13 protein-coding genes are annotated in these 12,234 nt (G+C 58.7%); 10 read left to right on the forward strand and 3 right to left on the reverse strand.

From position 1 onward, the window contains the following. From R6V78_RS21090 to R6V78_RS21110, 5 genes are all read left to right on the forward strand, one after another. The coding region (locus tag R6V78_RS21090) for an ATP-binding protein (RefSeq protein WP_410291371.1) at window positions 1-2,216 on the forward strand (2,216 nt) is incomplete at its 5' end. Between the two features lie 170 nt (window positions 2,217-2,386). Continuing rightward, a complete protein-coding gene (sodC, locus tag R6V78_RS21095) occupies window positions 2,387-2,908 on the forward strand; it encodes a superoxide dismutase [Cu-Zn] SodC (RefSeq protein WP_410291372.1) in 522 nt (173 codons plus the stop codon). An 810-nt stretch (window positions 2,909-3,718) separates the two neighbouring features. Beyond that, window positions 3,719-4,207 (forward strand): MaoC family dehydratase, encoded by a 489-nt coding sequence (locus R6V78_RS21100; protein WP_410291373.1) that lies wholly within the window; start codon window positions 3,719-3,721, stop codon window positions 4,205-4,207. Window positions 4,208-4,329: 122 nt separating this feature from the next. Beyond that, entirely contained in the window at window positions 4,330-5,250 is a 921-nt protein-coding gene (locus tag R6V78_RS21105; RefSeq protein WP_410291374.1) for an amidohydrolase family protein, read from the forward strand. Beyond that, window positions 5,234-6,259 carry a radical SAM protein gene (locus R6V78_RS21110; RefSeq protein ID WP_410291375.1) on the forward strand — a complete coding sequence of 342 codons (1,026 nt, stop codon included), beginning with the start codon at window positions 5,234-5,236 and terminating at the stop codon, window positions 6,257-6,259. Before R6V78_RS21105 ends, R6V78_RS21110 begins: the two co-directional genes overlap by 17 nt. Before the next feature lie 119 nt (window positions 6,260-6,378). Here R6V78_RS21110 and R6V78_RS21115 read toward each other — a convergent pair whose 3' ends face one another. The 3 genes from R6V78_RS21115 to R6V78_RS21125 all read right to left on the reverse strand — a co-directional run bounded on the left by R6V78_RS21115 (window position 6,379) and on the right by R6V78_RS21125 (window position 8,243). Beyond that, window positions 6,379-6,780 (reverse strand): pyridoxamine 5'-phosphate oxidase family protein, encoded by a 402-nt coding sequence (locus R6V78_RS21115; protein ID WP_410291383.1) that lies wholly within the window; start codon window positions 6,778-6,780, stop codon window positions 6,379-6,381. A gap of 139 nt (window positions 6,781-6,919) precedes the next feature. After that, complete coding sequence (locus R6V78_RS21120; RefSeq protein ID WP_410291376.1) at window positions 6,920-7,513, reverse strand: class I SAM-dependent methyltransferase; 594 nt, start codon at window positions 7,511-7,513, stop codon at window positions 6,920-6,922. A 139-nt stretch (window positions 7,514-7,652) separates the two neighbouring features. Beyond that, window positions 7,653-8,243, reverse strand: a complete 591-nt coding sequence (locus R6V78_RS21125; protein ID WP_410291377.1) for an NUDIX domain-containing protein — start codon at window positions 8,241-8,243, stop codon at window positions 7,653-7,655. Window positions 8,244-8,718: 475 nt separating this feature from the next. Here R6V78_RS21125 and R6V78_RS21130 point away from each other — a divergent pair, with 475 nt between their 5' ends. The 5 genes from R6V78_RS21130 to R6V78_RS21150 form a co-directional block, all read left to right on the forward strand. Continuing rightward, window positions 8,719-9,039, forward strand: a complete 321-nt coding sequence (locus R6V78_RS21130) for an NIPSNAP family protein (protein WP_410291378.1) — start codon at window positions 8,719-8,721, stop codon at window positions 9,037-9,039. A 182-nt stretch (window positions 9,040-9,221) separates the two neighbouring features. Next, window positions 9,222-9,764 (forward strand): DUF2889 domain-containing protein, encoded by a 543-nt coding sequence (locus tag R6V78_RS21135; protein ID WP_410291379.1) that lies wholly within the window; start codon window positions 9,222-9,224, stop codon window positions 9,762-9,764. A 31-nt stretch (window positions 9,765-9,795) separates the two neighbouring features. Then, the gene (locus R6V78_RS21140; protein WP_410291380.1) at window positions 9,796-10,347 is read left to right on the forward strand and encodes a DUF2284 domain-containing protein; all 552 of its coding nucleotides are present in this window, start codon (window positions 9,796-9,798) and stop codon (window positions 10,345-10,347) included. Between the two features lie 39 nt (window positions 10,348-10,386). Then, window positions 10,387-10,815 carry a (deoxy)nucleoside triphosphate pyrophosphohydrolase gene (locus tag R6V78_RS21145; protein ID WP_410291381.1) on the forward strand — a complete coding sequence of 143 codons (429 nt, stop codon included), beginning with the start codon at window positions 10,387-10,389 and terminating at the stop codon, window positions 10,813-10,815. 553 nt (window positions 10,816-11,368) lie between these two features. Then, the coding region (locus R6V78_RS21150; RefSeq protein WP_410291382.1) for an HNH endonuclease at window positions 11,369-12,234 on the forward strand (866 nt) is incomplete at its 3' end.

Consider the following 12,234-nt stretch of genomic DNA (forward strand, 5'->3'; position numbering starts at 1 on the left):
TCGCCGACATGCGCGGCGCTGTCGAGGCACTCGAAAACGACCTGGTGCGATCCTTGAAACGGCAAACCCTGTGGGGTGGCCCGCTGGCGGACATCGATGTATTGCCCTGTCCGTCCGCCGCGAGCATCGACCGGTTCGAGGAGCAGATTGACGCGGCCCGTCGCCGGATTGAAAAACAGCGTGAAAGCAGGGCGGCCGGGCAGAGCGAAATTAATCAGATTCAGACCGAGCTTCAAGCCATGGACCGCCTGCACCAGATCCCGACCGAATCCGACCTGAAAGACGCCCGATCACTGCGGGACAGGGGTTGGGGTTTGATTCGGCACCGGCTTGCCGGCGAAGCCGTTGATCCCACTGAATCCGAAGCGTTTGTCGGCAGCGTTGCCGGCGCGGTGGGTCTGTCGGATGCCTTTGAAGGAAGCATGACCCGGGCGGACCGCATTGCCGACCGCCTGCGACGGGAAGCTGAACAGGTCATCCGCAAGGGACTGCTGGAGGCACGGCGGACAGTCGTCGAGAATGCGCTTGTCGGCATTGCCGGCGACCTTGAAGCCGCCCTGGACGAGTACCGCCGACTGACCGCCGAGTGGCAGGCGTTGTGGACGCCGGCCGGGATCACCCCCCTTTCCCCCAGGGAGATGCGCGCCTGGATTGCCGACATGGATTCACTGAGAATAAAGTCAGTGGATCTCAAAGCCAAAAAAGTTCAGTCCGAAGCCGTGGAAACCGAACTGGCCGCGCTCAAATCCAGCCTGTTGCGAGCCCTCGACGCTGCGGGCGCGCCCAGGGAAGCATCAACCGTTGCCCTTTCCACGCTCGTCAAAAGTGCCCGGGCCCAGGTCGACGCCCGAAACGATCTTGCATCCCGAATTGCGGCCGTGGACAAGGCGTCGTCTGACCTTAAAGGGGAACTGGAGGAGGTTGCTGCCGGTGTTGTGGAGTTGGAGAAGTCCCTTGCCGACTGGCAAACCAACTGGGCCAGACAGGTTGGGAAAATAGGAATGGGTGTCGATGCCAGCCCCACGGCTGCCTTGGCCGTGATCGAAAGCATCCGTGAAGCCCGAAACCTGACGAGCGAGGCCGACGTTCTGAGCAAGCGGATAGACGGCATTGACCGGGATTCAGCCGCATTTAAAAGCCGGGTGGATAAACTGGTCGAGATCCTGGCCCCGGACCTCAACGGGGAACCCCAGGACCGGGCGGCTGAACTGCTCTATGCCGGATTGACCGCTGCCAGGGAAGCGCATTCAAAACAACAGGGCCTCGACGCGCAGCTGCAGGCGGCGAAAAAAGAGATCCTGGATGCGGAAAAGCGTATTTCCCAGTGCAGTGCACTGGTTGAGTCGCTGTGTCAGGAGGCGGGGTGCCGGGAGGCTGATGCCCTTGCCGAAACGGAAAAGCGTGCCCACGCCAGAAAACATCTGCTCCTGGAGCGCAGCGGCATTGAAGTGCGCCTGCGCGGGGTGAGCGGCGGTGCCACCGTGGAGGCATTCATTGCCGAGGCTGCAGCGGTGAACGCCGATCGCATCGGTCCTGAACGGGAAGAGCTGGAGAAAGAGATTAAACGACTGGAGCAGGAGCGTTCGTCGCTGGACCAGGCCATCGGCACGGAGAAAGCCGAACTCAAGCGGATGGACGGCAGCGCCGAGGCCGCCGGTTGTGCCGAGGAGGCTGAACGTCTGCTCGGCAGCCTGGAAACGGACGTGGAGACCTATGCCCGGCTCAAAATCGCCGATTTTCTGCTTTCCCGCACCATCGAGCAGTATCGGGAAAAGCACCAGGGCCCGCTGATCCGCCGTGCCAGCGAGTTGTTCGCCAGCATGACCCGGGGAGCCTTTGCCGGGGTGCGGGCGGACTATGACGACAAGGGCAACCCGGTGCTGGTGGGGGTGCGCCAGGGCCGGGAAACGGTGGTCAAGGTGGAGGGCATGAGCGACGGCACTGCCGACCAGCTCTACCTGGCCCTTCGTCTGGCCAGCCTGGAGCAGTACCTGGACCACAATGAGCCGCTGCCCTTTGTGGTGGATGACATCCTGCTGCGCTTCGATGACGACCGCTCCCTGGCGACATTGGAGGTGCTGTGTGCATTATCCAAGAAGACCCAGGTCATTTTTTTCACGCACCACCGCCATCTGGTGGAACTGGTCGAAGCCCGGACCATGGATGGGGTGGTTGTGCAGCATGAACTGCAGACGCCATCCTTGCTTCCCGGATAGGTCATCCCTGTCAACCGGAGGTTCTCCCGCCCCACCGCTTCCCTTTTCTCCGGGATGTTTTATTGTTGGTCTTTATGCACCAGAAAATGAATGCAAACCAGCGGTGCTGCTTCGGACGAAGAGCTATCGATGCTGTCGCTGCTGATGCAAAGAGAAGAAAGGATCCAACCATGAAACGATTGACGCTATTTCTGGCAGGTTTGTTATTCATCGCGGGTGGCGCCGGCGCGGATGAGGTTATCATCGAAATGTCCATTGCCACGGACAGCGGAAAAGGTCAGGCGGTCGGAACGGTTACGGTCAAGGACACGCCTTACGGGGCACTTTTTACACCCGACCTGAATGGGCTGCCACCGGGGTTGCATGGATTTCATGTCCACGAATTTGCAAATTGCGGCCCCGGGGAGAAGGATGGGAAGAAGGTGCCGGGTCTTGCCGCCGGCGGGCACTATGACCCCGATGGGTCCGATCGGCATGCAGGACCCTATGGCGAAGGCCACCTCGGCGACCTGCCCCCGCTATACGTGAAACCTGACGGGACCTCGGTCACACCGGTGCTGGCCCCTCGGGTCAAAACGACCGACCTCAGCAGCCGCAGCCTGATGATTCACGCCGGTGGGGACAACTATGCGGACCACCCTGAAAAACTCGGCGGCGGCGGCGCCCGGATCGCCTGCGGGGTAGTCCCTTAAGGAGACGAAACCAGGGATGGGGTACCGGCCCGGCGGACACCGGGCAATCCAGCCGGAGATCGTCATTTGCGGTGGTTGCCGTCATGGCCACCAGGGTGGGCGGCGTTTTCCGAGTGGTAGTTTTGTCCTCTGAGCATACGGTCAACCGACTCACATTGTGCTGGCTTCCTGATGATGTTAAAAATACAGGAAATGAGCAGATGTCCGCCAGTCTGCAGGTATGATCGTGGAAGAGACGTGCGGAACACGACCAGCGCTAAAAACAAGGAGGTGTCATATGACCGGTCTGGAACAAACGATGGCAACCATGCGATACTTCTTGAACAACTGCTGCTTTGACCGGAAAGGGGTTGCTTTCTGTAAGCGCCGCAGTTGAACCGGGCTTTATCGGTTGCAGCACAGCCGGCAGTTGACCGAATAGGATCAAACCATGAACCACAATCGCATTAGACTGATACCCGACCCAAACCCTTCTATGAAAGAAATTTCTAATAAGCTGACTTATTGGCGTTCATCCCACCATTGTTTTTCAATCGATTACAAGGGGATAATCACTGAAATCTGTAAAGGCGAGCTTGGCTATGGTGATATGGATCGGATGGATGGCGCCATCCATGCAGCCATCGGTTGCAAGCGGAAAGGAGGCAAGGACTGCAAACTGAGGGAAGTGTAGCCGCGGCTGATATGCATGCCATTGTGGATGCTTGTGGCCAGGTGCTTGCGGGCACAGGCCGGCGGCGTTACGGCGGTTGCCGCGATGGATCAAAATGGATGGGGTTAAACGGAAAAGTGGAATGAGGAGCGACGCATATGAACACCGGTAGTTTCAGCACCACACCGTATGAGCGCCATCTGGAAGACTTCGTGGAGGGGGCTGTGCATGAATTCGGGCCGATTACCATCACGGAAGATGAAATCGTCCAGTTCGGCAGACAGTTTGATCCGCAGGTTTTTCATATGGACCCGGCGGGCGCCAGGCAAACGGTATACGGCGGCCTCATCGCCAGCGGCTGGCACACCTGCAGCCTTTTCATGCGGCTGTTCGTGGAACATTACCTCCCCGGTCCGGCCAGCCTGGGAAGTCCGGGGGTGGATGAGCTGCGTTGGCTCAGGCCAGTCCGCCCCGGTGACATGCTCTCATTGCGCATCACCGTGCACAAGGTGAAGCCGTCGCGCAGCAAACCCGATCGGGGGGTGCTGTACTCTTTTTGCGAGATGCTCAATCAAAAGCGCGACGTCGTGGCCAGCATGATGGCCATGAATCTGATTGGCTATCGCGAAAGCCGGGAGATGTCGTGATGCGCAGTGACGCTTCGCGGCAAGGGTTACCGCACCCAGTCATGGTGGCCATGCCTGTGCGGGCGGTTGCAGTCCATTTCAGCTGAAGCGTCAAACCTGTTATCCCAAAAGGATCCACCACCATGCTGAAACCCAACCTCCCAACCCTCGACGACAGGGAAGGCTGCAGCGTCCCGGCCGGTTTTCCCAAGGTCATCGATGCCCATGTGCATGTTTTTCCTGACGCCATTTTCAAGGCCGTCAGACGCTGGTTTGATGAAAATGCATGGCACATCAGGTATCCGTTAACCACCGGCGAAGTATTTGATTTCCTGTTTGCAAATGGCGTCAGCCACCTGATTGCACTCCAGTATGCCCATGCCCCGGGAATTGCCGGACAGCTCAATGGGTACATGGCCGAAAAATGCCGCCAATACCCCGGTCGGATCACGGGAATGGCGACGGTATACCCAGGTGAGCCGGACGCCGGAAAGATTTTGCAGGATGCCTTCGATGCGGGTCTGGGCGGTTTGAAACTGCATGCCCATGTGCAGTGTTTTGATATCAATTCCGAGGAGACCGACCGTGTGTTCGATGTGTGTGAAGCCAACAACAAACCGGTGGTGATTCATATCGGCAAGGAGCCCAAAAGCCCCGTCTACCGCTGTGACCCGTATAAAATCTGCGCCGCCGGCAAGCTGGAGCGCGTACTGAAGAATTTCCCGACCCTCAAGGTGTGCGTCCCCCATCTCGGTTTCAGTGAGACCCGTGAATATAAGACGATGGTCGAGCGGTATGACCATCTGTGGCTCGACACGACCATGGCGCTGACGGACTATTTTCCCATCGCGGAACGCATCGATCTCCAGGAATACAGGCTTGACAGAATCATGTATGGATCTGATTTTCCAAACATACCCTATGCCTGGGACCGGGAATTGAAATGGCTGCGGGATTCGCATCTGGGCGCTGACCAACTGGAGATGATTCTGAACAAAAACGCGGCCGAATTTTTTGGCCTCGATCCGCAGGGAGAAGGGCATGCAGATGACCGCACGCGCTGATGAAAAATATGCATTTGAGACCGGTGTTTACCGGCCGCCCAGCGAGGGTGGCAGCAACTCCCTGCTGGTCCGGTTGACGCGCAACTGTCCCTGGAACCGCTGCACGTTTTGCGGCATGTATAAAACCGAAAAGTTCCAGGTGCGATCGGTTGCTGAAATCAAAAAAGATATCGATGCCATGGCGGCCCTGCGCGACGACCTTGCGGCGCTTGCCCGGCGGTCCGGGCAAGGCGGTGAGATCGACCACCGTGCCGCCATCGCCCTGATCGGGAAAAATCCCGAACTGAACCAGCACCCCGGGTTTGGGATGTTTTACCACTGGCTGCTGTCCGGCGGTAAAACCGTTTTTCTGCAGGATGCCAACAGCCTGATCATGAAGACCGACCAGCTGGTGGAGGTGTTGACTTACCTGCGCCACACGTTTCCTTGCATTGCCCGGGTCACCACCTATGCGCGATCCAAAACCCTGGTACACAAATCCCTGGAGGACCTCAAGGCCATTCGCCGGGCCGGTCTGGACCGGCTGCATGTGGGACTGGAAAGTGGCGATGACATGGTGCTGGATAACGTACAAAAAGGCGCCACTGCCGAGATCCATATCAGGGGCGGCCGCAAAGCCCTGGCAGCGGGCTTCGAGCTTTCGGAATACTGGATGCCAGGTCTGGGCGGCAAAGCCCGCTGGCAGGAGCATGCCACCCAAACGGCCCGTGTGCTCAGCGAGATTGATCCGCACTACATCCGTTCGCGTCCGTTTCGGGCCTGGACCGGCACCCCCCTGGCCCGTGAGATGGCCGCGCAGAAATTTGTCATGCTAACCCCCGCAGAACAGCTCCGGGAATTGCGTCTGACCATGCAAAAATTGTCCGTCACCGGCAGAGTGTGCTTCGACCATGCCGGCAACCACTGGAAGAATCGTCAGGGGCGGCTCCTGTTAACCCACAGTTATGAAGGCTATAAATTTCCGCAAGAGAAGCAGACGGTCCTGGACCTGATCGACGATGGGCTGTAGACCGGCATCCGGCAGGTGCATCCAATGCGGTGCCGACCGGATCGCGACGGCAAACATTCCCGAAAAATCCTCCTGCCGCAGTCGCATTGGGGTGTTACGCCCAATCATACCATCCGACATCATGCCAATTTTCTGCCGGCTCCCGGCCCCGGTGAGACCCCGAATATCTCCTCGACTTGCAGGATCACCGCTCCCTTGGATTTGAGGGGAAAGCCGGCCTTCTCGCTCAATTCCTGGATCCAGCTGGCCGTTTCCTCATAGCGCCGGCCGCTGGTTTCGATGCTGACGCGGCCTTTGAGCTGGTAACCTTCATGACCTTCCCAGAAGGTTAGCGCCACCTGGGGGTTTGCTTGCATGTTGGCCAGGGTTTTGTTGAGGAACTGGTCGGAGATGAGTATGGTCTGGTTGTCGATGATTTTCTTGGCGCCGACCGGTACGGCGTTGGGCGTTCCGTCCGCGGTGGCGGTGGCAAGAATCGCGGTGCGAACCGTGTTGAACAAATCCTGCATTCGTTGGGTCATCTGGGCCAATTTAGGTGCCTCCTTTGAGAGATGAATTGGGGTTGATTCATGGGACTATGTTTGTCTGCCCGGCGATTGGTTTTGGCTGCCGGATCGGATGCGGTTCGAACACGCCTGGGCACGGATGCCCGAATGCCCCTCAGTCGGGCTTGCGAGCATCGACGATCAGGGATACAAAGCCTAACTTTCCATTTTTATTGCGATGGTCCTGATGCAGCGACCGGTAGACCGGACCCTGTTCCGGCGACCACGGGTTGTAGTGAAACCGGCCCTGTTCGTCGCAATACTCCAACAGGTCGACGGCGAATCCCGCCTGAACAAAGAGATCTGCAAAGCGCCGGTAGTCGTAAAGGATTCGATGACTCGCGGCCGGGTGATCCTTGGGGCCCGGTCCGCCGACCCGGGCGATGCACTGGTAGGCCGAGTCCGGGAAATTGGCATCCGGAACCGCGCAGCGCAGGTAGCCGCCCGGTTTGAGCCACCGGTAGCACAAGCCGGCGGCCGCCCGGCCCTCTGCTTCGGTCAAATGCTCCCACACATGTTCGCACAGAAACGCATCCACCAGGCGGCTGCCGAAGCTGGCTTCCCAATCGTCGGGCCGCAACAGATCCAGCGTTTCCCGGTGGGTGGCAATCCACCCGGGCCAATGCTGATCGCCGGCGCCGATGATGATCCGCAGCGGTTTTGTGGGCGGTATTCGACTGATGTCCAGCATCGATGACCGTGCATTCAAGGGTGTTGAAGCCACCTTTCCCGCATAGCAGAAATCGGGGTATTAAGCAAATGAACAAAACTATCGCGGCTTCCGGATGCGGTCATTCACTTCCCGGCGTTGGTGCTCTGGTGTGGGTTCATGGAAGCGCGCGGGACCATCAGGTACCGGCTATATAGGCATGGCCCATCCGTGAAAAAGCGTCCATGACCAGCCAGGCCCGGGCGCCGAAGACGATGTCGCCGCGTTGCAGCAGATCCCGCACCTCCTGCCGGTCCATCAGGAAGACGTCGATGTCCTCCGAATCGCTGTTGCGGCGGATGCTGGGGGTGCCGTCGACTTCGGCGAAGACCATGGCGATGGTTTCGTCCGTGAGGCCCGCGGAGGAGAAAATGGCCGGGCTTTGGCGGTAGACGCGCACCAGCTCCAGGCCGGTCTCTTCACGCAGCTCCCTGCCTGTCGTCACCGCCAGCGCTTCGCCGGGGTCCAGCAGCCCGGCGGGAAAACCGTACATGTTGCCTCCCACGGGGACGCGGAACTCCTTGATCACCACCAGCTTGTCCTCCCGTCGGTGATAGGGAACGATGATGGTTGCGTCGGGGCGCCGGTGCGCTCCGCTGATGCACTTGGGCGGCTCGCTGCGGCTGACCATGTGCCAGCGCCGGCGGTTGCCTTTGCGGTCCAGATATGCAACGGCGAAAAGGGTCACGAATTTCACTTTGGCCACGACGACGGCGTCGATTATTTTCATGGGGCGTCCTCCGAAAAGTGCGGGTTCAGTCAGGCAGCGGGGTGTATATGGTCTACATACCCTTTGCTGCACGTGAAGGAAAGGGCATTCATCCGTTCAGACCAGGGGCAGGAACGGAAGGCAGGAGACAGCACCGCCGCCGGACGCTGAACCGGTTTGAACGAAAACCTTACTTCGGAAAAATGAAGTCAGACAGGAGACAGAATCGGGGCGGGGGAGGCGGTTTATGCGGCCGCGTGGGCAACCGGCATCCGAAGAAGGTTTGTAAAAGGCAAGCGATGGGATATGGACATTGACTTAATTGTCAATCGCTTTTAGAACCCATGCAGATCGTTGGGTTTAACTTTCGGATGCGGCGAAGATGGGTAAGCGGACGCAGTTGCTGTTCAGGCTCTGCGGGCTTGTGTGCCGTTGGCCGGATCGATGAAATCACCGGTTTCAGGATGACCGGGGCCTACTGAAAAGGAGGAGCAAAATGTTTTTCGAATTCAGGCAGTACACGATATTTCCTGAAAAGCGCGCCGAGTGGGTGAAGTATATGGAAAGCGTGGTCATTCCCTTCCAGGTCTCCAAGGGAATGGTCGTCGTCGGCAGCTTTGTCGACGAAGAGGATGCGAATCTCTACTACTGGATTCGCCGGTTTAAAAACGAGAAGGAGCGCGAGCGGCTATACAAGAACGTCTACGAGAGCCCCGAGTGGAAAAACGAGATCGGCCCGCATATCGGAGAGCTGATCGACCGCAAGCTGATTGTTGTCAAACGGATCGTGCCGACCCCGAAGTCGGTGATCGCCTAGACCAAGCCGCCAAGGGCGCCAGGAAGGGCGATAAACAAAATAAAAGCAGGTGTCACGCCAAGCCGCCAAGCACGCCAAGAAGGGCAATAAAGAAGGGTTTTTTGGCCTCTGGCCAAAGTAGGCCCAGCTTTTCCTTGCGTCTTTGCGTGAGAAAAAAAACTAAAAAAGGAACCTTTACGCGCATGATTGCCCTGGACAGGACCCGACAGCTGAAAATCCACAACCGCAGGATCGATACGGTCATCTATGCGGGCGCATCCGATACGATTATCGTTGAAGGCTCCCTTCAGGACAACCGGCTCCTCGACTCCATCCATCCAGGCGGCGAGGTCCGTCCGCCTTACACCGTTCATCACATGGTCATCCGCATGGAGGTGCAGGTACCGGAGCTTTTGATTACCGATATCGAGGTGGAGATGCCCTCGGTTCCCAATGCCGCCTGCAGCGAAACACGCGATTGCCTGGCGCCGGTCAAAGGGATGCGCATCGCCGCCGGGTTTACCTCCCGGGTCAGGAAGCTGGTGGGGCGTGAAAAGGGGTGTACGCATCTGCTGGCGCTGCTGGCGGCCATGGCCCCGGCCGCCTTCCAAGGCGCCTGGAGCGCCAGGATCCGCAACCCCGTTGATCCGGAGACGTATGCCGCTATGCGCGGCCAGTTGATAAACACCTGCTGGGCCTGGCGCGAGTATGGCCCCCTGGTGGCGCAATTGAAGCGCAAGGCGTGACAACAAAAAGGTCCAGGAGAACGGAGAATGAATGGGACTCAATACGGTTCAGTGTAAGCAAATCGACGAAATCCTCCAGGCCAACGGCTACAGCGACTACCAATGGATCGATCCCCAAAAGATCATCGTGGCTCAATGGGTGCGCATGAAATGCATGTTCGGCTGCGGTGAATACGGCCGCGGCGGCGCCTGCCCGCCCAACACGCCGTCCGTGGCCGAATGCGAACGCTTTTTCAAAGAATACGCCGACGCCCTCATCCTGCACTTCGCCGGCCGGATGAACCAGCCCGAGGATCGCCACGCCTGGTCGGCCAAAATCAACGCCGGCCTGGTCAAGCTGGAGCGCGCCGTATTCCTGGCCGGTTACCCGCGCGCCTTCCAGCTGTTCATGGACTCGTGCTGCTTCTGCAAAACCTGCACCGGCAACCGCGAAACCTGCGAACAACCGCGCATGGCCCGCCCGGCCCCCGAGGCCATGGCCGTGGACGTCTATGCCACCGTGCGCCAATTCGGCTTCGAAATCAACGTGCGCACCGATTACGACCAGGAAATGGATCGGTATGCGTTTTTGATGGTGCATTGATGGATGTTGCCCCCTTGTCACAACCGTAATGGAGCTGCTATGCGTCATATTCAGGTGGCCTGCGCCATCATCGAGCGCGATGGCAAGGTGATGGCGGCCCAGCGCAGCGCGGCCATGAGCATGCCGCTCAAGTGGGAGTTTCCCGGCGGCAAGATCAAGGCCCATGAGACGCCGGCCGATGGCCTGCACCGGGAGCTGGTGGAGGAACTGGGGGTGAAGGTCGAGGTGCTTCGGGCCATGCCGCCGGCCACCCATCGCTATTCGAATTTTATCGTCACCCTGCACCCGTTTGTCTGCGTCCTGGCCGGGGGCGAACCGCGCAACAACGAACATGCGGCCCTGGTCTGGCTGCCGCCGGAAGCGCTGCCAAGCCTCGACTGGGCGGAAGCCGATTGGCCGATCATTGCCGATTACCGCCGGCTGCGGGACAGCGCTCTTGGGGAACATGCTGCAAAGCAACCGTCATAAAAACCTCGCGTCACCGCGTCTTCGCGTGCATCAAGTCCGGGAGGTGACGGAGTGAAGTTGCTGATCTCCGAAATCAGGGAGATGATTCTCTCGGGCCGCCGTGCGGCGGTCTGTGCGCCCGGAAGCAGGCGCGATCAGGGAGGTGAAAGTCCTCCCTCGGGAGATGCCCGCTCCCGATAGCCGAAGGTCCAAAGGGGTCGCATCTTAAATATTAATTATTAACAGCCCTTGCACGTTTGGGACAAGGATACCTGCCCACATGATCCAATTGCCGAGGTGTTTGCGGATGAGGTGATTGTCTCTACGTTGTGGAGACAATTGAGTTGGTCTTATTTCAAGGAACTCATCTACGGCTGCATTGCTGGCGGCTACCAGTGTGCATAAGGGGTAAGGCATGCGGTCGTTATAAAGGGCCAAACCTTGGCTTTTAACTAAGTTAGGAGATGGGGGTCGGGCCGCGCCATGTGATTGAAAATTAACAATTGTTCCCAAAACCACAACTCGATTCGGTCTTAAAAGGCCGTTTTTGGCGTCAAAATTGGTGCTTTAAGCAATGCTCATCGAAAACTACATACAAAAATTCGCCAACCTTCACACCGACCGCAATCGTAAAATCTGGACAGCGCTGACCTGCCATCGCGCACCCCACAAGCCCTTTCTCCTGCTCTCCGTCATGGATTTGATTGCCCAGGGGCAGATCATTGAAAACTTCATCGAACCCTCTTTCGACCTGGTCGATATTTGGAATGGCTATTGGGATACGGTCATGCCCGTCGGCCAACGGTCGTCCATGGCCTATCCCTTTCCCCGGCTCCAGTCCGACGGCTTCTGGCACCGGATCGCCAACCCCGGTAACGATGCCGGCATGGACTACAACATCAGTTCCATGACCCGGCTTCGTGAGGTCTATGCCGGTGCCCGGCTGGACGATGCGCTGTTTGCACACCTGCTCGACCCGGTTGACCGGGAGCGGCTGCGAAGCGTGCTGGTTCAGTCCTATTTCGCCCCGGAAATCCAGCCGCGTGTGACAGAACAGGGTTTTATCAATCTGGCGGCGTACACTTATGCCCTGGAGGTTGTCGCCGGCGTCAAGGATGGCATGCCGGGTTTTGCCGAGGCGCTGCCGGAGATTCAGCGGGTCCGCGACCAGGGATTTCGCAAGGCCATTGTTTCCCTCTACGATCACCGCTGCGCATTGTGCGGCATCCGCATGCGCACGCCCGAAGGGCATACCGTGGTCGAGGCGGCCCACATCTTGCCCTGGAGCGAGAGCCACGATGATTTTCCCACCAACGGACTCTGTCTTTGCCGCTTGTGCCACTGGTCCTTCGACGAAGGGCTGATGAGTGTCGGCAACCGGTATGAAGTGCTCGTGTCGGACCGTGTCCGGATCGACAGCAACATGCCCGGGCATGTGCT

This window comes from Desulfosarcina sp., from assembly GCF_046496365.1.
In the GTDB taxonomy this organism is placed as follows: Bacteria; Desulfobacterota; Desulfobacteria; order Desulfobacterales; family Desulfosarcinaceae; genus Desulfosarcina.